Raw genomic sequence first — 21725 nt, 5'->3', positions numbered from 1 at the left:
CGGCGGCGCCGGCCCCTCGAAGTGGTCTGGAGTGCGGCCTCAAGGGCCTGCGGAAAGCCGATCGCCGGCCGAGGGCCCCGGGACGGGACGGGGGCCCGGCTTCCTGCCGCTCCGCCCCAACTCTCCCGCTCCCCTGCGACGCCTCAGGAGCCCGGATGCCGTCCCGGGTGGTAGGAACGCGGTGTACGCATTCCCGGGCGCTGGAGGGGCACCCAGAGCTTGTACCGGTCGGCACGGTAATAGGAAACCGAATAGTCCACCATGGACCGGGACACATAGGCGTGGCGCTGGATCTTGAGCAGCGGTGCACCGAGCTCCACGTTGAGCAGCCGGGCAATCGACGCTGACGCCGCCGTGGCCTCGATGGTGTCTTCACCCCACTCCATCATCATTCCGTAGCGTTCGCTGAGTACCCGGTACAGCGAGGTGGGAGGCTCTTCCTCGAGCATTCCTGGAACATGCACCGCCGGGATGAAGTTTTCATCCACGCTCATGGGTTCGCCGTCCGCCAGCAGCTGGCGCCGGAAGCGGATGACCGGGGTACCGGGGTCTATCTGCAGCTCCCGGGCCACCAGATGGGAAGCGCCCACCTGCTCGAAGCTCAGCACGCGGGCGTCAGGAACCATGCCTCGGCGGGCCATTTCTTCACTGTAGGAGGTGAGTTTTACCTGCAGGTCCATCTTGGGGCGGGCGACAAAGGTCCCAAGTCCCACCACCCGCTCCAGGACTTCATCTGCCACCAGCGCATCAATAGCCTGGCGGACAGTCATCCGGGCCACGCCAAAGTGGTCGGCCAACACGCGTTCGGAGGGAATGGCCGCACCGGCTACCGCGTGTTCCGCCACGAACTTTCGCAGGATGCCCTGGAGCTGCAGGTGTTTGGCTACGCCCGCTCCAGCGCTGATCACGTCCGGCAACCGCCGCAGGGCCTGCTCCGTCATTTCTGCCAGGTTCCGGAGTCCGTCATCCTGCGCATGCGGTTCCTTTCCTTGGCGCTGCAGCTCATCAAATGCTCATCCAAGGATAGCTGTTGATTCCTGCAGCCGTGTCTACTGCCCTGCTTTGCGAAAGGTCCCGGATACACGAACAGAGGGCCCGCAGTTTCCTGCGGACCCTCTGTCGAAGCCGGTTATTGCTCTGTTCCGGCCTGTTGTTCTGTTTCTAGCTGTTGATCTGTGCCTTGCCGTTGCCCTAGTGGGCGTGGGCTCCGCGGCTGTACTCGAATACCCAGCCAACCAGTGCGATCAGCGCGAGGCCTGCACTGATGTAGAGGACCCACCAACCCACGGCCATGCCCAGGAATCCGCCTGCAGCGGATGCACCGAGCAGAAGCGGCCACCAGCTCCAGGGGCTGAAGAAGCCCTGTTCGCCGGAGCCTTCGTGGATTTCCGCATCAAGGCGGTCTTCCGGACGGGCACCGACGCGGCGGCCGGTGAAGCCGATGTAGAAGGCGATCATTGCGGACATGGCAGCTGTCAGGAACAGGGCCAGGTAGCCCACCGGTTCCATCCACTCCACCATGAAGCCGTAGACAACGCCGACTACCAGGAAGAACGGTGCCATATAGGCGAAGAGCTTGGACTCTACCTTCACTTGACTGCCTCCTTGCGATCGGCAGCGCCCATAACCTTGCCGGCGGCCGAGACGTCAGTTACCTTCTGCTGCAGTTCCGGGTGGTGCAGGTCCAGTGCAGGACGCTCCGAACGGATGCGGGGCAGGGAGGTGAAGTTGTGGCGCGGCGGCGGGCAGGATGTGGCCCACTCCAAAGATCCGCCGAAGCCCCAGGGGTCATCAACTTCAACCTTCTTGCCGTGGCGCCAGGTGATGTAGACGTTCCAGAAGAACGGGATCATCGAGGCACCCAGCAGGAAGGAACCAAAGGTGGAGAACTGGTTCATCAAAGTGAAGTTGTCCTCCGGCAGGTAGTCCGCGTAACGGCGGGGCATGCCGATGACGCCGAGCCAGTGCTGGATCAGGAACGTGGCGTGGAAGCCAACGAACAGCATCCAGAAGTGGATCTTACCCAGGCGCTCGTTGAGCATCTTCCCGGTCCACTTGGGCCACCAGAAGTAGAAGCCGGCGAACATCGCGAAGACAACGGTTCCGAAGATCACGTAGTGGAAGTGAGCCACCACGAAGTAGGTGTCGGAAACGTGGAAGTCCAGCGGCGGGGAGGACAGGATGATGCCGGTCAGGCCACCGAAGAGGAAGGTGATGAGGAAGCCAATGCTCCACAGCATGGGAGTCTCAAAGGTAATTGAGCCCCGCCACATGGTGCCGATCCAGTTGAAGAACTTCACACCCGTAGGCACTGCGATCAGCATGGTCATGAAGGCGAAGAACGGAAGCATCACGGCGCCGGTGACGTACATGTGGTGGGCCCACACGGTCACGGACAGAGCAGCAATGGCGATCGTTGCGTAAACCAGGCCCTTGTAGCCGAAGATCGGCTTGCGGCTGAAGACCGGGAAGATCTCCGAGACGATGCCGAAGAACGGCAGGGCAATGATGTACACCTCGGGGTGGCCGAAGAACCAGAACAGGTGCTGCCACAGGATGGCACCGCCGCGCTCGGGGTCAAAGATATGTGCTCCGAACCGCCGGTCCGCACCCAGTGCAAACAGCGCTGCCGCCAGGGGCGGGAAGGCCATCAGGACCAGGATTGCCGTCACGAGGGTGTTCCAGGTGAAGATCGGCATGCGCCACATGGTCATGCCGGGGGCACGCATGCAGATGATGGTGGTGATGAAGTTGACCGCACCAAGGATGGTTCCGAAACCGGACAGTGCCAGGCCGAAGACCCAGAGGTCTCCGCCGACGCCCGGTGAGAACGTGGTGTTGGACAGCGGTGCGTAGGCGAACCAGCCGAAGGAAGCGGCACCCTGCGGGGTGATGAAGCCGGCAACGGCGATGGTGCTGCCGAAGAGGAAGAACCAGAACGCCAGGGCGTTCAGCCGCGGGAAGGCAACGTCGGGAGCGCCAATTTGCAGCGGCATCATGACGTTGGCGAAGCCCGAGAACAGCGGTGTTGCGAACATGAGCAGCATCACTGTGCCGTGCATGGTGAACAGCTGGTTGTACTGTTCCTTGGTCTGCAGGATCTGCATGCCGGGTTCAAACAGCTCTGCGCGGATGACCAGGGCCATCACGCCTGCGAGACAGAAGAAAATGAATGATGCGATCAGGTACATGTAGCCGATCGTCTTGTGGTCAGTGGAGGTGATCCAACTGACGATGATGCGTCCCTTGGAGACGGGGACGACGCGCGGTGCAACTTGAGTATCTTCCGAAGTGTATTCGAGAGTAGTCACAGCTTCCTCCTACCTCCTTACTTCGCTTGATTCTGAGTTGTACACGCGGTCATACTCGGCGCCGGCCTGGCCCTGGGGCAGGGTGTCCAGGTACGCGTCGTACTCGGCCTCCGAAACCACCTTGACGTTGAACAGCATTTCCGAGTGGTACTCGCCGCAGAGTTCCGCACACTTACCTTCGTAGGTGCCCTCAACTCCGGGAGTGAGGTTGATGTAGTTGGTGCGTCCCGGGTAAAGGTCCATCTTCTGCAGGAAGGCGGGAACCCAGAAGGAGTGCTGCACGTCGCGGGAATTCAACTGAAGCTCAACGGTCTGGTTGACCGGCAGGTAGAGGGTAGGCATATCTGCCTCGGTCTTTTCCGTGCCGTCCAGGTTCACCTGGACGTTGACGTCGTACTTGTCCTCATTGACGTAGTTGAAGTCCCAGGACCACTGCTTTCCGCGGACGTCCACAACGACGTCGGGATCATCTACGCGCTCATTGATGGCGCGGATGTCCTGGTCGGTGAAGTAGAAGAGCACCAGCACCATGAACAGCGGAATGGCTGTATAGAAGATTTCCAGGGGCAGGTTGTAGCTCAGCTGCCGGGGGTAGCCGGTCTCATTCTTCCTGCGCCGGTAAGCAATGATGCACCAAAGGATCAGTGCCCAGGTGAGCACGCCAACCGCCAGCGCCGCAATCCATGAATTGACCCAGAGGTCCATGATTCGGCCGGTGTGGTTGGTCATGTCGCGCTCCGTGGGCAACCAGCCTCTTTGGACTTCTGACGAACAACCCGATAAAAACAACGCGCCGGCCGACGTTACGGCTGAGATCTTAAAGATCCTGGCGCGTCGGCTGCTGGTTCGGTCCTGCGAACTCACAGACGGCCCTTCCTCTTGTTACGTGCAAGTGCGGCACAGCAGGGCAAACGAATCCCCCACTGCGCACGATCAGTTTTACTACTACGTGTAGAGCTTACCCGCACGCGTGGCCATCCAGTGACAGACCGCACCGCGTCCCGGCAAAATACCGTGATTCCACGGCCTCCGGCTACAAGGCCCCGTCAGTGGAACGGGGCCTTGGAACGCAGCTTAGTGGAACGAGTCCCCGCAGGCACATGAGCCGCCTGCATTGGGGTTGTCGATGGTGAAGCCCTGCTTCGAAATCGTGTCCTCGAAGTCGATGGACGCACCGGACAGGTACGGCACGCTCATCTTGTCCACAATGACCTCAACACCGTCGAAGTCCCGCACGGCATCGCCGTCGAGGACGCGCTCATCGAAGTACAGCTGGTAGATCAGGCCCGAGCAGCCGCCGGGCTGGACGGCCACGCGGAGCCTAAGGTCGGTGCGGCCTTCCTGCTCCAGAAGGCTGCGGACCTTGCCGGCAGCAATCTCGGAGAGGGCAACTTCGTGGGTGGGCAGCTCAGTGTCCGGGGCCGTTGCCGCCGTGTCCACGCTGGTGCCGGTTTCGCTGGTGGAAGTGCTCATTGCTTCTCTCTTTCCTCGCTTGGACCGTGCACGGGAGGGCAGTTGCGCTCCCCCGAAGGCTCCGGGCCAGGTCCTTCTCAATGGTACGTCTGTGCCTACACCCAAACGCAACGCAGCCGGGCCCGAAAAGATTTCCCGGGCCCGGCTGCACTGACTCTTCCGTCAGAGGATCCGTTAGGAACCGGAAACCTGTCCCAGGCTGGCAAGCATCAGCGCTTCAGCGAGGATGGCGTTACGGAAATCACCCAGGTCCAGGGATTCGTTGGCGCTGTGGGCGCGCGAATCAGGGTCTTCGACGCCGGTGATCAGGATCTGCGCCGAAGGGAACAGCTCCGTCAGGTCGGCAATAAACGGAATGGACCCGCCCATGCCCGATTCCACCGGCTCCACTCCGTCCCAGGCTTCACGCAGTGCCCAGAGAGCGGTGCGGGCAGCGGGGGCCGAAGTGTCGGTGGCGAAGGCCTGGCCCTGTTCACCGGGGGTAAAGGTGACCTTTGCACCAAAGGGAGCGTGGGCCAGGACATGGCGCTCGACGGCGGCCATGGCCGCTGCGGGATCCTGTCCCGGGGCCAGGCGGAGGCTGAACCGGGCACGTGCCTTGGGGGCAATGGTGTTGGAGGACACATCAACGGCAGTCACGTCCATCCCGATGATGGCCAGGGCGGGCTTGGTCCAGAGCCGGGAAGCGATGGATCCGGTTCCGGCCAGCTGAACGCCGTCGAGCACTGAGGAATCGGCACGGAAGTCCGCCTCGTCATATTCCACGGCGGCGGTGTCGGAAGCAACCAGGCCCTCGACTGCCACGTCTCCGGCGTCGTCGTGCAGAGTGGCGATCAACCGCGCCAGCAGGGTGGGCGCATCCAGCACGGGTCCGCCGAACATTCCCGAATGCACGGCGTGGTCCAGCACCTGGACTTCGAAGGTTCCGTCCACCACTCCGCGCAGGCTGGTGGTCAGCGCGGGTACGCCCACCTTCCAGTTGCCGGAGTCAGCCACGACAATGACGTCCGCTTCGAGCAGGTCGCGGTACGTTTCGAGGAAATCGCGGAACGTAGGCGAACCTGCTTCTTCCTCGCCTTCGATGAAGAGCGTGATGCCGACGCCGGAATTCTCGCCCAGTACCTCATCCAGGGCGCGGATGGCGCCGATGTGGGCCATGATGCCGGCCTTGTCATCTGCTGCGCCCCGGCCGTAGAGCCGCCCGTTGCGTTCGGTGGCAGTGAAGGGCTCCGACTCCCACAGGGACAGATCGCCCGGCGGCTGGACATCGTGGTGGGCGTAGAGCAGGACGGTGGGCTTGCCGGCCTGCGCCGGACGGCGGGCGACGACGGCGGGACCGCCGGGCTTGCCGTTGTTGTCCACCCGCAGGATCTGCACGTCGGAAAGCCCTGCTCCGCGGATCAGGCCGGCCACCGCTTCGGCGCTCTCGTTCAACCGCTCCGGGTCAAAGGAGGCCCAGGCGATCCCGGGAATGGAAACGAGGGACTTGAGCTGTTCCACCGTGCGGGGGAAATCTGCGGCCACCGCGGACCGGAGGGCATCAACGTCCACGGCTGGAGAAGAAGATTCTGAATTCAAAGTCATAACAAAACAGTACATGCGGGCTGCCGGTCCGCGGCCGTCCGTAACGTTCTCCGGCACGGAAGACGGATCTTCGCGGCCCACCGGTTCTCCCGCGGGTCACGGCAGCGGGCTGATGGGCGGCGTCCGGCCGCACCAAGGTATCCTTTAAAGGTGTTCGGACGAAAGAATGAAGCGCCCACCGCGCAGGAAACTGTGGACCAGGCTGCTGCGGCGGCCCAAGCCAGCTCAGCCCGTACGGCCGCGGGGAAGGGAACTCCCACGCCCAAGCGCCGGGACCAGGTTGCTGCCCGGCAGCGCCCGCTGGTCCCCACGGACCGCAAGGCAGCCAAGAACGCCAGCCGCGAGGCTCTGCGTGAGGAGCGGCTGCGGACCCGCGCTGCCCTCGACACCGGCGATGAGCGCTACCTGCCCCTGCGCGACAAGGGACCCCGGCGCCGGTTCATCCGGGACGTAGTGGATTCGCGCTGGAACATCGGCGAGTTTGTCATGATCGCCGCCCTTGTCTTTGTGCTGGTCAGCTTCATCCAGGACCTTACCGTGCAGAGCATCGTCATGCTGGCCTTCTGGGTGCTGATCCTTGCGGTTGTAGTGGACAGCTTCATTCTGCGGGCGATCATCCGCCGCCGTCTGAATGAGAAGTTTGACGGCCCCAACCCGGGTGACGTCTGGTACGGAGTGTCCCGCTCCATCCAGCTGCGGCGTTTCCGTCTTCCCAAAGCCCAGGTCAAGCGAGGCCAGAAGCCCGCATAGGCCGCCTGCAGGTCGAATAACCTCATACTTGCGTCAAACAGAAGGGCCGCTCCTGCCGGAGCGGCTCTTCTGCTGTGCTTGGTGCCCAGGCTCTGCGAAATGCCTGGGCTTATTCTTCGACCTCAGGTTGTCTTCCCGACGTCAGGGTTTCTTCTTCAGGGTGCGGGCAAGCTGCCGGTTGATCCGGGCAGCCCAGAACGGGCCCTCATAGAGGAAAGCGGTGTAACCCTGCACCAGGGTGGCTCCCGCCGCAAGGCGCTCCCGGACGTCGGCTGCCGATTCCACGCCGCCCACCGAGATGATGACGGGGCCGTCGGCGCCAAGAGCCGAGTGCAGTCGCTTCAGCACCTCAAGGGAACGGCCGCGCAGCGGAGCTCCGCTGAGTCCGCCGACCCCGCAGGCCGTCACCCGGTGCGGGTCGGTGACGAGGTTTTCGCGGGTGATGGTGGTGTTGGTGGCGATGACGCCGTCGAGCCCCAGGTCCAGGGCCAGCCGCGCCACGTCGTCGACATCCGCATCCGTGAGGTCCGGGGCGATCTTTACCAGCAGCGGCACATGCCGGCCTGCCGCGCCGTCCGCCGTTTCGCGCACAGCAATGAGCAGGGGGCGCAGGGAATCTATGTTCTGCAGCTGCCGCAGCCCGGGGGTGTTGGGCGAGGACACGTTGACCACCAGGTAGTCGGCCTGCGGGGCCAGCTCCCGTGTGCTGATCAAATAATCGTCCACTGCGTCGGCCAGATCCACGGTCTTGGTCTTGCCGATGTTGACGCCGATGACGGGCCTGCCGGCTCCCCAGGTCTTGCGGAGCGCCGCACGGGCACGTGCCACGCGGGGCGCGACGGCGGCGGCGCCGTCGTTGTTGAAGCCCATCCGGTTAATCACTGCGCGGTCCTCGACCAGCCGGAAGAGCCGGGGCTTGGGATTGCCGGGCTGCGCGCGGCCGGTGACGGTGCCCACCTCCACATGCCCGAAGCCCATGTTGGTCAGCGCAACAATGCCGGAGCCTTCCTTGTCAAAGCCCGCAGCCAAACCGAACGGAGATGGAAAGTCCAGCCCCAGGGCACGGACGCGGAGTGACGGCGACGGCCGCATCAGCCGCCTCATCAGCGGGCCGGCGGGCGTAGTCGCGGACAGCTTGATCAGGTCGAATCCGATTCGGTGGGCCTTTTCGGGGTCCATGCCGGCAAATACGACACGAAAGAAGGCGGGGTAGAGACGCATGATTTCATGCTTCCATTGCGATGCCCCGGGACCAAATCAGGTGTCGTGAGGGGTTTGCGGCACTTTTACAGGCCGGTTCACCCCGGTTAGGGGAGGATAGGGGCATGGGTGCTGCGTGGAAACCTGATTTTCTGGGCGACGGTTACCGGTTCCTAACGCTGGAACTCGGTGAAGATGACGAAGGACCGGTGACAGCCACACTGGTCGCCCACACCCCGGAGCCGCCGACCGTACCCGCTCATGCTGTCCTGTATCTCCACGGCTGGACCGACTACTTTTTCCAGACCGAACTGGCAGAGTTTTGGAGCGGGCTGGGAGCAGCGTTCTACGCGCTTGACCTTCGCAAGTACGGCCGCAGCCTGCGGCCCGGGCAAACGCCGGGCTACATCACCAGTTTGCAGGAGTATGACGCGGACATCGAGGCGGCGATTTCCGCACTGACCGAGCATCTGCGCTCCGGCCGCGGGGCAGATGCCCCGGTGCGGCTCAGCATCATGGCCCACTCCACGGGAGGGCTGATTGCTTCACTGTGGGCCCATCGGAATCCCGGCCGTATTGAAGCACTGATCCTGAACAGTCCGTGGCTGGAACTGCGCGGCTCGTGGATTGTCCGCTATGCCGCTGCCGGGCTGCTGGAGCCGTTGGCCCGGCTGCGGCCCAAGGCCCGCCTGAAGGTCCCTGAGCTTACCAACTACTGGCGCAGCATCAGCCGTGAGGCAGACGGCGAATGGGATCTGCAGCCCGGGATGAGGCCGCCGTCCAGCTGGCCGGTCCGGGCAGGCTGGATCAAGGCGGTGCTCACAGGACACGCCCAGGTGGCGCGGGGACTGGATATCCGGGTGCCGGTGCTGCTGATGGCGTCGGCAACCTCAACGGTGGCCGTCTCCTGGACCGAGGCCATGAAAACCTCGGACAGCGTCCTCGATGTTAACCTCATGGTCCAGCGCGGACTGCTGCTGGGCCCTGAGGTGACGGTTTTCCGGTTCGCCGATGCCCTGCACGACGTGTTGCTCTCGGCGCTGCCGGTGCGGCGGCGCGTTTACGGCAAGCTCGAGCAGTGGTCGCGGGCCTTTGTCCTGCAGCCGCAGAAAGGCGTGCAGGCTTAGTTCGGAGCGGCCTGATCCACCGCTCCCCCGTACCGCCGATCCCGGCGGGCATAAATCTCCACTGCTTCCCAGAGGGTTCGGCGGTCAACATCCGGCCACAGGGTGTCCATGAAGACCATCTCCGCGTAGGCGGACTGCCAGAGCATGAAGTTGGACAGCCGCTGCTCGCCGGAGGTCCGCAGGAACAGATCCACGTCCGGCAGATCCGGTTCATCCAAGTACTTCTGGATGGTCTTTTCACTAATGGATCCCGGACGCAGCTTGCCCCGCGCTACGTCTGCGGCAATGGCCGACACGGCGTCGGTGATCTCCGCCCGGCCGCCGTAGTTCACGCACATGTTCAGGGTGCATACCGTGTTGTCTTTGGTCGCTTCTTCAGCGATCTCCAGCTCCTTCACCACGGACTGCCAGAGCCGGGGGCGCCGGCCGGACCAGCGGATCCGCACGCCCCATTCGCTGAGCTGGTCCCGCTGGCGGCGCAGTACGTCCCGGCTGAAGCCCATGAGGAAGCGGACCTCCTCCGGCGACCGTTTCCAGTTTTCGGTGGAAAAGGCATACACGGAGACGTGCCGGATTCCCATCTCCACCGCACCGGCCATGACGTCCAGGAGCGCAGCTTCACCGGCGCGGTGCCCCTCGGTCCGCGGAAGGCCGCGCTGGTTGGCCCAGCGTCCGTTGCCGTCCATGACGATCGCCACGTGCCTGGGCACCAGATCTGCAGGTACCGGCGGCGGAACAGCTCCTGAGGGATGCGGTTCAGGACGGGCCGGCGAGGGGGACTTTGCAGCCAAAACTTAGACACGCTCCACATGTTGAAGTGACTTGACGACCCGTTCCAGGTGCCATTGAAGATAGCTGCCCACCAGGCCTGCGGACTCGCGGCGGGACTGCTGACCTGCGGCGTCGGCGGTGGCCCAGTCTCCGGAGAGCAGCGCAGCCAGCAGGATCATGGTTTCCGGCGACGGCGACGCAGAGCCGGGCGGGCGGCAGGCAGAGCAAACAGCGCCGCCCAAAGCTGCGGAAAAGGCCGTATGCGGTCCCGGTGCGCCGCAGCGGGCGCAGACGGTGAAGCTCGGCGCCCAGCCGGCAGTGGCCAGCGCGCGCAGCAGGTAGGAGTCCAGGATGAGTTCGGGAGCGTGCGCTCCGCGGTTCAGTGCTGCCAGCGCCCCGATGACCAGATGATAGTGGGCGTTGGCGGACTCACCGTCGACGTCGGTGAGCCGCTCTGCTGTTTCGGCGATGGCGGCGGCCGCCGTATACCGGGCATAGTCCGACACAATTCCGTGCCCGTACGCACCGAGAGTTGACGCCTGGGTGACGATATCCAGGTTGCGCCCGGAGGAGAGCTGCAGATCAGCCACCATAAAAGGTTCCAGCCGGGCACCGAACTTGCTCGAAGTCCGGCGCACCCCCTTCGCTACCGCCCGCACCTGTCCGTGGCTGCGGGTCAGCAGCACCAGGATGCGGTCAGCCTCGCCCAACTTGTGGGTGCGCAGGATGACGCCCTCGTCCCGGTAGGTCCGGGAAGCAAATGATTTTCCTGCCACGTCTCCTATTTTCCCACGGCCTGCCCCTGCTGCGGCGCACCCGGACCCTTCGGCCCGGGTGTGCCGGCCTCAGAGCCTAGGCCCGGTCCCGAATTGCCCGGTTGACGGCCGAAATCACGGCCTTGAGCGCGGACATGGTGGTGTTGGAATCGATGCCCGCGCCCCAGAGGACCCGCTCCCCCACGGCCAGTTCCACGTAGGCAGCCGCGGCAGCGTTCCCGCTGGCCGAGAGCGCATGCTCGGTGTAGTCCAGCAGCCGAACGTCGATGCCGTCCTCGCTGAGGATCTTCAGCAGCGCATCAATCGGGCCGGTTCCCGACGCGGTGCGGTTCTGCTGCACGCCGCCGGCCCGCAGGGAAGCGGTCAGCTTGAAAGAGCCGTCTTCAGCGGTGTCTGCGTTGACCGAGGACAGAGCGTAATGTCCCCAGGGTTCGCCGTCGGACTCCGGCGTGTGCGGCAGGTACTCGTCCTGGAACACCTTCCACAGTTCAGCTCCGGTGACCTCACCGCCGGCAGTGTCGGTGCGGCGCTGGACAACGCCGGAGAATTCGATCTGGGCGCGGCGCGGCAGGTCCATGTTGTGCTCGTTCTTGAGCAGGTAGGCCACCCCGCCCTTGCCGGACTGGCTGTTCACCCGGATCACGGCCTCGTAGCTGCGGCCAATGTCCTTCGGGTCGATCGGCAGGTAGGGAACCGCCCAGGGAATGCCGTCCACCGTGGTTCCGGCGGCCGCAGCATCCTTCTCCATGGCTTCGAAACCCTTTTTGATGGCGTCCTGATGGGAACCCGAGAACGCCGTGAAGACCAGGTCACCGCCGTACGGGGAACGCTCCGGCACGGGCAGCTGGTTGCAGTACTCGACGGTCCGGCGGACCTCGTCGATGTTGGAGAAGTCGATTTCCGGGTCGATGCCCTGGCTGAACATGTTCATGCCCAGGGTCACCAGGTCCACGTTGCCGGTACGCTCCCCGTTGCCGAAGAGGCAGCCCTCAATCCGGTCGGCACCGGCCAGGTAGCCCAGTTCCGCTGCGGCCACGCCGGTACCGCGGTCATTGTGCGGGTGCAGGGACAGAATGATGGAATCGCGGTTGGCCAGGTTGCGGTGCATCCACTCGATGGAGTCCGCGTACACGTTGGGCGTGGCCATCTCCACGGTGGCGGGCAGGTTCAGGATCATCTGCCGGTCCGGTGAGGCTTCGAGGACTTCGGCGACGGCGTTGGAAATGCGCAGGGCAAAGTCCAGTTCGGTGCCGGTGTAGGACTCGGGTGAGTATTCGTAGGTGACGTCCACGCCGCGCAGCTGCTCTTCATACTTTTTGCACAGCCGGGCTCCGGTGAGCGCGATGTCCACGATTCCATCCTGGTCCGTGTTGAACACGACCCTGCGCTGCAGCACGGAGGTGGAGTTGTACAGGTGGACGATGGCGCGGTCCGCACCTTCGAGGGATTCATAGGTCCGCTCGATCAGGTGCTCACGGGACTGGGTGAGGACCTGGATGGTGACGTCATCCGGGATACGGTCGCCCTCGATCAGCTGGCGGACAAAGTCGAAGTCCAGCTGCGACGCGGACGGAAAGCCCACCTCGATTTCCTTGTAGCCCATCTGCACCAGGAGATCGAACATTTTGTGCTTGCGGTCCGGCGTCATGGGGTCGATCAGGGCCTGGTTGCCGTCCCGCAGGTCCACCGCGCACCAGCGCGGGGCCTTGGTGATGACTTTGTCCGGCCACGTCCGGTCGGGGAGTTCAAAACTGATTTGATCCTGGAACGGCGTGTATTTGGAGACGGGCATTCCCGAGGGCTGCTGTGCATTTCGCATGTTTGGTGGGGCCTTTTCTAGGAGATCAGAAGAGCGGCCGGGCAACACAAACTCCGCAGCGAGGGGCGGCCTATACGTAAGTTATGGCCTCGCCACGGCAGCTAAGGAGAAGGAGCTCTGCGCGCACGTGACCACCCTAACAGTGCAGGTGGACCCTACCCAATTGTTAATTGCCAAAGGCGCTCTGGCACGTAACCTGGGCTGCTGTCTGGCCGGACAAACCGCCAACGTCGCCTTCATCCGGCATGGCGGTTCCACTGGTGAAGTCCTGGCCCACCTGGACGCTGACACCGGGAACCAGGTTGCTGGCAACCACCTGGACAGCGGGGATGCGCAGTGCTTCGGCCACCTGCTGCGCCATTTCGAGGTATCCGGGGGCGTAGAAGATCTGCGTGGCCGGGCTGGCTGCGTCCGTCTGCCCGCCGGCCACAGCCTGCGTGTACCCCTGCGACAGCAGATGTGCGGCAAGGGCCTTGTCGCGGGTTTCGGAACCCTTGGCGTTCCCGGTGGCGTTGAGGATGGTTACGGGGATGTCGGCCGCCGAGAAGAGCGGAGCTTCCTCCACCGGAGCGGGCGGTGCGGGCGTTTCACCCGGCGAAGTGCTTTCCGGCGCGGGTTCGGGCTCGGGCTCGGTAATGTCCCGGTCCTCCACCAGCGCTTCAAAGAGGGGCTGCGCGGCTGCTTCATCCAGGACCAGCCGGTTGTTGTCATACTCGTACGGAACCACCGGAGCGGTGACAAAGGCGACCCGGCTCAGGTCGACTTCCTTGAGCCGTCCGGCCAGGGCGATGAGCGAGGAAACGTCTGTCAGGTCCTTGTCGACGGTCAGGTTGCGGGTCACCGTTTCCGCAATGGAATACAGCTTCGGAAGGTTGTTCAGTGTGCCTTCATCATTGACCTTGCGGACCATCGAGGCCAGGAAGCTCTGCTGGGCGCGGATGCGGCCCTCGTCTCCCCCGTTGCCGAAGCCGTGGCGGGTCCTCAGGAAGGCCAGTGCCTGGTCGCCTTTGATGCTGCTGACCCCGGCGGGGAGGCTGAGTCCGGACAGATCGTCCTCGATGGGCTGGTTCACGCACACTTCCACGCCGCCCAGGGTGCTGGACAGTTCCTTGACGGCATTGAAATCCGCCATCATGAAGTGGTCAATGCTGAGGCCGGTAAGTTCGTTGATGGCCGCGACGGTGCAGCCCGGTCCGCCGTTCCCCAAAGCGCCGTTGAGCTGGCCCAGCTCGACGGCGGGGTAGGTGTTTCCGCTTTCCGGATCCTTGCATTCGGGCAACGGCACCAGCAGGTCACGGGGAAAACTGACCACCGTGACGTGGGAGCGGTCCGCAGACATGTTGGCGAGCATCATGACGTCGGAGTTGTTGCTGTCCTGACCCTCCCTGTTGTCCGTACCCAGGATGAGGATCTGGAGCGGATCAGTGTTGGTATCCACGGGGGCGGCGGATTCCTGGTTGGAGCCCAGGTTCAGCGGCTTTGTCTCGAAGTTCTGCTGCAGCCGGACCAGCTGCACGCCCACGAACACCAGTCCGGAGACCAGGGTCAGGGACAGGATCAGGGCAACTGCCCGCAGCACGGGGTGCGGGGCTTTCCTGCGGCCTAGGTGCCGCCCGCCCGGGGCGGACGGCACCTTGGATCCGGAAGCAGAGTTTCCGGAGGCACCGGCACCCGTGTCGGCAGGGCGAAATGACATGGGCCGGTCCCCTTCAAGAATTCGGATTAGGTCTTGCTAAACGGCAGTGTTGCAGTCAGCGACTGTTCAAAGTGTACGCGGCGGCCCTGAAAAACGTAGTCAGGGGCGGGCTCAGCAGCTGAAGCTAGAACCCCAATTTGACCAGCTGCTTGGGATCGCGCTGCCAGTCCTTGGCGATCTTGACGTGCAGGTCCAGGTAAATCCGGGTACCCAGCAGTGCTTCGATGGCCAGGCGCGCGTTGGTGCCGACTTCGCGCAGCCGCGCGCCGCCCTTGCCGATAATGATGGCTTTCTGGGAGGACCGCTCAACGTAGAGGTTGACGCGGACATCCAGCAGCGGGTTGTCGTCCGGGCGTCCTTCGCGCGGAACAATCTCATCCACCACCACGGCCAGGGAGTGGGGAAGCTCATCCCGGACGCCCTCCAGGGCGGCTTCGCGGATGAGCTCGGCCACCATGACGGCCTCGGGCTCGTCCGTCAGTTCTCCGTCCGGGTACAGGGGCGGCGAGGACGGCATGTAACCGGCCAGGACCTCGGCCACGGTGTCCACCTGGAAACCGTCGGCAGCGGAGACGGGAACGACGTCGGCCCAGCCGGCTTCGCCCAGGACCTCGTTGCCCAGTGCGGTAACGGACATCAGCTGCTTGGCCAGCGCGGCACGGTCCACCAAGTCCGTCTTGGTCACCAGTGCTATCACGGGCTTCTTCTTGAGCGCGGCAAGCTGCTTGGCAATGTACCGGTCGCCCGGGCCGACGGCCTCGTTGGCCGGAAGGCAGAATCCAATGGCGTCGACTTCGGCCAGGGTGTCAGCCACCAGGTCGTTCAGGCGCTTGCCCAGCAGGGTCCGCGGACGGTGCAGCCCCGGGGTGTCCACGAGGATCAGCTGGGAGTCATCGCGGTGCACAATACCGCGGATGGTGTGCCGGGTGGTCTGCGGCTTGGCCGACGTGATGGCAACCTTCTGCCCCACCAGGGCGTTGGTCAGCGTGGACTTGCCGGCATTGGGCCGGCCGACCAGGGAGACAAAGCCGGCTCGGAACTGTGGATCAGTCATTGCGTGGTACCAATTCTGTTGAGGCGACGCGGGAGGATGACCTGCCGTCGTCGGAGGATATATCTGTGTCTGTGTCGCCGGGCTGTTTCCAGGCAATAATGTGGGACACCCGGTTGCGGCGGCCCTCCAGGCGCTCGGCGTGCAGGACGACGCCGTCGATCACCACTTCGCTGCCAACGATCGGCACCCGGCCCAGGGCTTTGGCCAGCAGGCCGCCCACGGTGTCCACTTCGTCGTCTTCAAGGTCGACGTCGAACAGTTCACCGAGGTCGTCAATGCCGGCGCGGGAGCTGATGCGGTAACGGCCTTCGCCGAGGTTTTCAATTTCGGGGCGCTCGGAGTCGTACTCGTCCACGATCTCGCCCACGATTTCCTCGATGAGGTCTTCAAGCGTTACCAGGCCGGCGGTGCCGCCGTATTCATCGATGACCACTGCCACATGGGTGGATTCACGCTGGAGTTCCTGCAGCAGTTCGCTGACCGCCTTGGACTCCGGCACATAGCGGACGCCGCGGGCAAAATCCTCCACCCGGCTGACGGAGGCCTCCGCAGGGTTGGAATGCATCTGGGCAGCCACATCCTTGAGATAGAGGATGCCCAGAATCTGGTCTGCGCTGTCCTCGATCACCGGAACGCGGGAATAGCCCGAGCGCAGGAAGAGCGACATGGCCTGCCGAAGATTGGATCCGGCGTCGATGCAGACCATGTCCGTGCGGGGCACCATCACGGAGCGCACCTTGGTGTCGCCGAGCTCGAACACCGAGTGGATCAGCTCCGCCTCGGTGTTCTCGATCATGTCCGCCTCGGAGGCGCGGTCCAGCAGTTCGCGGAACTCCTCTTCTGTGAAGAAGGCCGCGTCCGGCCCCTGCGTGCCGGGGGCCACGGCGGTGCCCAGCCGGACGAGCCAGCCGGGAACCGGGCCCAGGACCACCCGCAGGAAGCGCACCATGCCTGCTGTCAGGACCACGACGGCCGTGACGTGCTTGCGCCCGATCTGCCGCGGGGAAACTCCCACCAGGACAAACCCGATACCGGCCATCACCACTGTGGCCAGCAGGCCGGCCAGCCAGATGTTGTCCAGGAGCATCTGGAACAGGGTGGCCACCGAGACGGCGGTGGCCATTTCAAACCAGACACGCCAGAACCGCAGCGCATGCATGTGCGCTACGGGGTGCTGCAGGATCTTGCGCAGCGGTTTGCCGGACTTGCCGTGCAGCAGAGCCTCGGCTTCATGCCGCGGCAGGTAGCCGTAGGCGGATTCCGCCGCAGTCAGCAGCCCGGCCAGGACCATGAAAGCCACGGCCATGAAAATCAGCAGGGCAACGCTCAACTGCGGGTCTCCTTCGGGGCGTCATGACCCAGGTAGGAGGACAGGAGCTCACGCTGCAGGCCGAACATTTCTTTTTCCTCTTCGGGTTCGGCATGGTCGTACCCCAACAGGTGCAGCACGCCGTGGGTGGTCAGCAGGAGCAGTTCATCCTGCGTGCTGTGGCCGGCTGTTTTGGCCTGCTCAGCAGCCACCTGCGGGCACAGCACGATGTCCCCGAGGACTCCCGCGGGCGTCGGACGGCCGGGAACTCCGGGACGCAGCTCGTCCATCGGGAAGGACAGCACGTCGGTGGCACCGGGGATGTCCATCCACTCGATATGGAGCTTTTCCATGGCTTCCTCGTCCACCAGGATGATGGACAGGTCCGCTTCCGGATGCACGTAGAGGTTTTCCAGGAGGAAGCGTCCCAGCCGGGACAGCTCCTCTTCATCCACGGCAACCGCGGACTCGTTGTTTACTTCGATGCTCATTTGGCGGTTCCCCGTCCTGCACCGCGGCCGGCCGGGGCGGAGCCCTGCGCGCTGCCGCGGCGCGACTCATCCCATTCGCTGTACGCGGTGACGATGCTGCTCACCAGGGAATGCCGGACGACGTCGGACGCCGAAAGCTCGGAGAAATGCACGTCATCAATGTCGCCGAGGATGTCATGCACGATCCGCAGTCCGGAAGCGGTTCCGCCGGGCAGGTCAACCTGCGTCACGTCTCCGGTTACCACCATCTTGGAGCCGAAGCCAAGGCGGGTCAGGAACATCTTCATCTGTTCGGGGGTGGTGTTCTGGGCCTCATCCAGGATGATGAACGCGTCATTGAGGGTGCGGCCGCGCATGTACGCCAACGGAGCAACTTCAATGGTTCCGGCTGCCATGAGCCGCGGGATGGAATCGGGGTCCATCATGTCGTGCAGTGCGTCATACAGCGGACGGAGGTAGGGGTCGATCTTGTCGCTGAGCGTTCCGGGAAGGAAGCCCAGGCGCTCTCCGGCCTCCACGGCGGGACGGGTCAGGATGATCCGGCTGACTTCTTTCTGCTGGAGCGCCTGCACCGCCTTGGCCATGGCGAGGTAGGTCTTTCCCGTACCGGCCGGGCCGATTCCGAACACAATGGTGTTCTCATCGATGGCGTCCACGTAGTTCTTCTGGTTCAGCGTCTTGGGCCGGATGGTGCGGCCGCGCGTGGAGAGGATGTTCTGGGTCAGAACCTCAGCAGGGCGCTGGGCGCTCTGGTCCCGGAGCATGGTGATCAGCTGCTCCAGGAGCTGCGGCGTGACCTTGGTCTGGCTGCGGGCAAGCACCCGGACTTCGTTGACGAGACGGAGGGTCAGTTCAACCACCGGGGCCGGACCAGAAATCGAAAGCTCATTGCCGCGCACGTGCAGGCTGGCCTCCGGGTAAGCGGCCTCAATGATCTTGAGTGCCTCGTCATTGGCGCCCAGCGACTGGACCATGTGCTCCGTGGAATCAAAGATGATGGTCTGGCGATCCAGCCCGATGGTGCCAATTCCTGAGGATTCAGTCATATGTTCGGCCTTCCCAGGCCTTTCATCGCCCCTTTGCAGAGTGTGTTGTTGAAGCAGTATGTTCTGGAAACGAAGTGTTGCAGAAGCAGAGTCTGCTGGTAACAGTGTGTGCTTGCAACGGTGTGAAGATCCAGGCGTGTCAATAGACAGTCACTTCAATATTACTTGATGCCTCAGCGCTCGTCTGCTCCCATTTATTCCGCTGCGGGCGGGAACCGGCACGTCTCAATCAGGTCTCAGTCCGGTCGCAGGACGGTTAAGACCGCCGGTCAGGGCTTTCGGGTGTGCCAAGCTGGAAAGCGACCAATCGGCGAAAGGAGGAAATACGTGCGCGCAATTTCGCAGCACCGACATCTGTTGCGTCCCGGGAAACTTCTGGGCCTGGCTGCCGCTTCCTCCCTTTTTCTCAGCGGCTGCGGGGTGGTTGCGGTTACTCCCACCACCACCATGCCCACCCAGTTCAGTGAGGCCGCGGGCTCGCTGGCCGCCCCGCTGGGCACCACTCCTCCGTCAGAAGGAAAGCCTGCTCCGGGCCGCCTGCCCGTGTACTGGCTGGGCCTGAACGGTGACAATGTCTTCCTCTACCGCGAGTTCCTGCCCGCCGAGTCCAGCAGTGACCCTATTGTGGAGGCGGTCATGGCCATGACGGCAGGAAGCCCGCTGGACCCGGACTATTTCAACCCCTGGAACAAGGCCGGAAGAGTAACCGCCTCCATCTCCGGCAAGAACATCATTACCGTGGACATCTCCTCCGATGCCTTCAAGGCTTCGCTTGATGCCGGAATCGCCCACCGTGCCGTTCAGCAGCTCGTGTACACGGCCACTGCTGCGGCATCAAATGCAGGTCTCACCACGGTGGGCCATGACCCCCAGGTGGTGCTGCTGGTGGACGGGATGGCAGGCTACCGGGCCTTCGGCCATGAAGTCCTGGAAGGGCAGCTCGAGCGTGACCCGGCCCTAATGGCCCCCATCTGGATTATTGATCCGCAGGAAGGGTCCGCGTCACAGTCCGCCCTGACGGTCCACGGCACTGCCGTATCCGAGGGCGGCCAGCTCTCCTGGCGGGCGGAACCCATTGTTGACGGCCGTCCCGCCGAGGCTGCCGTGCAGAGCGGTTACGCGGAACTGCAGGACCCCGCAGGGGGAACCTCCCTGTTCAGCTTTACCGCCGAGCTGCCGCCGGGTGAATACAAAGTGAGTGTCTTCCACGGCTCAGGCCGGCAGGACGAGGACTCCAAGCGCGTCACCATCCACTCCCCGGCCCAGTAACAGGCCAGTAACCCAGTAACAGGCCACTAACCCAGTAATAGGGCAGTGACACGCGCCGCCGGACCGGCGGCTCTAAGGTGCCTTACCAGCGCCCGAGCGCGTGGTTCAGGACGGCCAGCGCCGCCGGTCCGGCCGTGGAAGAGCGCAGTACGTGCGATCCCAGCCGAACCGCCACGGCCCCGCCTGAGCGGAGCAGGTCAACCTCGGCGTTGCTGATGCCGCCCTCGGGTCCCACCACGACGGCGATGCTCAACGGCTGTCCGCCGTTTTGGCGGCGCGCTTCGTCCACCGCCGGAACCAGGGCGCCGTCGGCTTCTTCATGAAGCACCAGGACCAGATCCACGTCCGCCAGCCTGCGGGCCAGGGCCTTGGTGTCCAGCATCTCCTCTGCCCGGGGAATCTGTGAGCGGCGGGACTGCTTGGCCGCCGCCGTGAGGATTGCCTGCCATTTCATCCGGCCCTTGGCCGCCTTATCCGCACGCCAGCGGACAATGCTGCGCTCGGACTGCCAGGGGATGACCCCGTGCACGCCAAGCTCGGTGGCTGCTTCAATGGCCTGCTCGTCCCGGCCGCCCTTGGCGAGGGCCTGGACGAGCAGCAGGGTATCCGCGGCCTCATTTTCCTCGGTGACGGTCTCCACAGAGACCTCCAGCCTGGACGGTTCAGCGGCAGCTACGGTGCCTGTCAGCCGGCGGCCGGCGCCGTCCACAATGTCCACCTGCTCGCCCCGGGCCAGGCGCTTCACGGCGACGGCGTGGTGCGCCTCGGGTCCTTCGAGCACAAACACGGACCCGGGCCCGGCGGAGCGGACAGCGTCCGGTTCACCGAAGAAAATGGGGTTGGTCATCTCAGTGGTTGCCCAGGCGGTCCCGGAGCCGGGCAAAGACGCCGGTCCCGTTTCCGGCCAGGCGGCCCTCTGCGTATTCCTCGCCGCGCAGTTGTGCCAGCTTGCGCAGCAGTTCCTCCTGCTCGCTGTCCAGCTTCTGCGGGGTTTCCACGTGCAGGTGGACCAGCAGGTCTCCGCGGCCGTAACCGCGCAGGTGAGTTACGCCAAGGCCCTTGAGCGTGGTGATCTCCCCTGACTGGGTACCTGCCTTGACCGCGATCTCGCGGTCGCCGTCGAAGGTTTCAAAGTTGATGTTGGAGCCCAGGGCGGCCGCCGTCATCGGAACCGTCAAGGTGGCGTGCAGGTCATCGCCTTCGCGGACAAACGTGGGATCGGCATTGACCCGGATTTCCACGTACAGGTCTCCCTGGGGTCCGCCGGCCGTGCCGGCTTCACCCTGTCCGCCCAGCTGGATGCGGGTACCGGTGGCAACACCGGCGGGGATCTTGATGTTCAGGGTGCGGCGGCTGCGGACGCGGCCTTCACCGGCGCACTCGTGGCACGGGTCCGGAATGACCGTTCCGTAGCCCTGGCAGGATCCGCAGGGCGCGGTGGTCATGACCTGGCCGAGGATGGAGCGCACGGCACGCTGCACCTGGCCGGTGCCGTGGCAGATGTCGCAGGTGCGCGGCGAGGTGCCCGGCTGGCAGCAGCTTCCGTCGCAGGTGGGGCAGGTGACGGCCGTATCCACTTCGATCTTCTTGTTGGTGCCGAAAACGGCGTCCTTCAGGTCGATGCGAACGTTGATCAGGGCGTCCTGGCCGCGGCGCGTGCGGGACGCGGGGCCGCGCCCGCCGCCGCCTGCTGCTCCGCCGAAGAACGTGTCGAAGATGTCCTGGAATCCGAAACCCTGGCCGCCGAAGCCGGCACCCCCGCCGCCGAAACCGTTGTCATTGCCGTTTTCGTTTCCGGTGGTGTCATAGATCCGGCGCTTCTGCGGGTCAGCGAGGACCTCATAGGCGTGGGTGACGGCCTTGAACTCGTCCTGCGCTCCGGGAGCGGGGTTGACGTCCGGGTGCAGCTTGCGGGCAAGCTTCCGGTACGCCTTCTTGATTTCTTCTCCCGTGGCATCGCGTTCGACGCCAAGGACCTGGTAGTGATCGCTCACTCGTGCACATCGCTTCCTGTAATTGGCAGTAGCCGCGTTCTTCGCGCCGCCCTCG

Annotated in this window: 20 protein-coding genes; 3 read left to right on the top strand and 17 right to left on the bottom strand. The window is 64.2% G+C overall.

The annotated features are described in order from the left end of the window. Nucleotides 1-143: 143 nt before the first annotated feature. The 6 genes from ACIQXM_RS05570 to ACIQXM_RS05545 form a co-directional block, all read right to left on the bottom strand. On the bottom strand, nt 144-941 hold the full coding sequence (locus ACIQXM_RS05570) for a GntR family transcriptional regulator (RefSeq protein WP_400928769.1): 798 nt from the start codon (nt 939-941) through the stop codon (nt 144-146). A gap of 250 nt (nt 942-1191) precedes the next feature. After that, nucleotides 1192-1593: a cytochrome c oxidase subunit 4 gene (locus ACIQXM_RS05565; protein WP_400928766.1), complete on the bottom strand. Its 402-nt coding sequence runs from the start codon at nt 1591-1593 to the stop codon at nt 1192-1194. Beyond that, nucleotides 1590-3311 carry a cytochrome c oxidase subunit I gene (ctaD, locus tag ACIQXM_RS05560; RefSeq protein WP_400928763.1) on the bottom strand — a complete coding sequence of 574 codons (1722 nt, stop codon included), beginning with the start codon at nt 3309-3311 and terminating at the stop codon, nt 1590-1592. Before ctaD ends, ACIQXM_RS05565 begins: the two co-directional genes overlap by 4 nt. 9 nt (nt 3312-3320) lie before the next feature. Next, a complete protein-coding gene (coxB, locus tag ACIQXM_RS05555; RefSeq protein ID WP_400928760.1) occupies nt 3321-4175 on the bottom strand; it encodes a cytochrome c oxidase subunit II in 855 nt (284 codons plus the stop codon). Between the two features lie 210 nt (nt 4176-4385). Beyond that, a complete protein-coding gene (locus ACIQXM_RS05550; protein ID WP_400928757.1) occupies nt 4386-4784 on the bottom strand; it encodes a HesB/IscA family protein in 399 nt (132 codons plus the stop codon). 174 nt (nt 4785-4958) lie between these two features. Continuing rightward, a complete protein-coding gene (locus ACIQXM_RS05545; RefSeq protein ID WP_400928754.1) occupies nt 4959-6368 on the bottom strand; it encodes a dipeptidase in 1410 nt (469 codons plus the stop codon). Nucleotides 6369-6518: 150 nt separating this feature from the next. Between ACIQXM_RS05545 and ACIQXM_RS05540 the strand changes: the two genes are divergently transcribed. After that, nucleotides 6519-7118 (top strand): DUF3043 domain-containing protein, encoded by a 600-nt coding sequence (locus tag ACIQXM_RS05540; protein ID WP_400928751.1) that lies wholly within the window; start codon nt 6519-6521, stop codon nt 7116-7118. A 141-nt stretch (nt 7119-7259) separates the two neighbouring features. Here ACIQXM_RS05540 and ACIQXM_RS05535 read toward each other — a convergent pair whose 3' ends face one another. Further along, complete coding sequence (locus ACIQXM_RS05535) at nt 7260-8339, bottom strand: quinone-dependent dihydroorotate dehydrogenase (RefSeq protein WP_400928749.1); 1080 nt, start codon at nt 8337-8339, stop codon at nt 7260-7262. Between the two features lie 104 nt (nt 8340-8443). On the opposite strand from ACIQXM_RS05535, the gene ACIQXM_RS05530 reads away from it, so the two are divergent. Further along, the gene (locus ACIQXM_RS05530; RefSeq protein ID WP_400928746.1) at nt 8444-9445 is read left to right on the top strand and encodes an alpha/beta hydrolase; all 1002 of its coding nucleotides are present in this window, start codon (nt 8444-8446) and stop codon (nt 9443-9445) included. Here ACIQXM_RS05530 and ACIQXM_RS05525 read toward each other — a convergent pair. The 8 genes from ACIQXM_RS05525 to ACIQXM_RS05490 all read right to left on the bottom strand — a co-directional run bounded on the left by ACIQXM_RS05525 (nt 9442) and on the right by ACIQXM_RS05490 (nt 18407). Then, complete coding sequence (locus ACIQXM_RS05525; RefSeq protein ID WP_400928743.1) at nt 9442-10236, bottom strand: isoprenyl transferase; 795 nt, start codon at nt 10234-10236, stop codon at nt 9442-9444. The genes ACIQXM_RS05530 and ACIQXM_RS05525 overlap by 4 nt on opposite strands. A gap of 3 nt (nt 10237-10239) precedes the next feature. Continuing rightward, a complete protein-coding gene (recO, locus tag ACIQXM_RS05520) occupies nt 10240-10992 on the bottom strand; it encodes a DNA repair protein RecO (protein WP_400928740.1) in 753 nt (250 codons plus the stop codon). Between the two features lie 76 nt (nt 10993-11068). Continuing rightward, nucleotides 11069-12811 (bottom strand): 2-isopropylmalate synthase, encoded by a 1743-nt coding sequence (gene leuA / locus ACIQXM_RS05515; protein ID WP_400928737.1) that lies wholly within the window; start codon nt 12809-12811, stop codon nt 11069-11071. Between the two features lie 166 nt (nt 12812-12977). Next, the gene (locus tag ACIQXM_RS05510; protein ID WP_400928735.1) at nt 12978-14507 is read right to left on the bottom strand and encodes an LCP family protein; all 1530 of its coding nucleotides are present in this window, start codon (nt 14505-14507) and stop codon (nt 12978-12980) included. 124 nt (nt 14508-14631) lie between these two features. Beyond that, a complete protein-coding gene (gene era, locus ACIQXM_RS05505; protein ID WP_400928732.1) occupies nt 14632-15561 on the bottom strand; it encodes a GTPase Era in 930 nt (309 codons plus the stop codon). Continuing rightward, entirely contained in the window at nt 15554-16891 is a 1338-nt protein-coding gene (locus ACIQXM_RS05500; RefSeq protein ID WP_400928729.1) for a hemolysin family protein, read from the bottom strand. The genes era and ACIQXM_RS05500 overlap by 8 nt, the downstream gene beginning before the upstream one ends. Next, nucleotides 16888-17361, bottom strand: coding sequence for an rRNA maturation RNase YbeY (gene ybeY, locus ACIQXM_RS05495; RefSeq protein ID WP_400928726.1), 474 nt, complete (start codon nt 17359-17361; stop codon nt 16888-16890). Before ybeY ends, ACIQXM_RS05500 begins: the two co-directional genes overlap by 4 nt. Next, complete coding sequence (locus tag ACIQXM_RS05490; RefSeq protein ID WP_400928723.1) at nt 17358-18407, bottom strand: PhoH family protein; 1050 nt, start codon at nt 18405-18407, stop codon at nt 17358-17360. The genes ybeY and ACIQXM_RS05490 overlap by 4 nt, the downstream gene beginning before the upstream one ends. A gap of 327 nt (nt 18408-18734) precedes the next feature. Between ACIQXM_RS05490 and ACIQXM_RS05485 the strand changes: the two genes are divergently transcribed. Then, nucleotides 18735-19676, top strand: coding sequence for a GerMN domain-containing protein (locus ACIQXM_RS05485; protein WP_400928720.1), 942 nt, complete (start codon nt 18735-18737; stop codon nt 19674-19676). A gap of 82 nt (nt 19677-19758) precedes the next feature. Here ACIQXM_RS05485 and ACIQXM_RS05480 read toward each other — a convergent pair whose 3' ends face one another. Both ACIQXM_RS05480 and dnaJ read right to left on the bottom strand, forming a co-directional pair. Next, on the bottom strand, nt 19759-20523 hold the full coding sequence (locus ACIQXM_RS05480; protein WP_400928717.1) for a 16S rRNA (uracil(1498)-N(3))-methyltransferase: 765 nt from the start codon (nt 20521-20523) through the stop codon (nt 19759-19761). Between the two features lies 1 nt (nt 20524). Continuing rightward, nucleotides 20525-21670, bottom strand: coding sequence for a molecular chaperone DnaJ (dnaJ, locus tag ACIQXM_RS05475; RefSeq protein ID WP_400928714.1), 1146 nt, complete (start codon nt 21668-21670; stop codon nt 20525-20527). Between the last annotated feature and the right edge of the window lie 55 nt (nt 21671-21725).

It is taken from the genome of Arthrobacter sp. NPDC097144 (assembly GCF_044762205.1).
Taxonomy (GTDB): domain Bacteria; phylum Actinomycetota; class Actinomycetes; order Actinomycetales; family Micrococcaceae; genus Arthrobacter_B.
The sequence above is the reverse complement of the archived record's forward strand: the minus strand, read 5'-3'. Positions and strand labels throughout refer to the sequence as shown.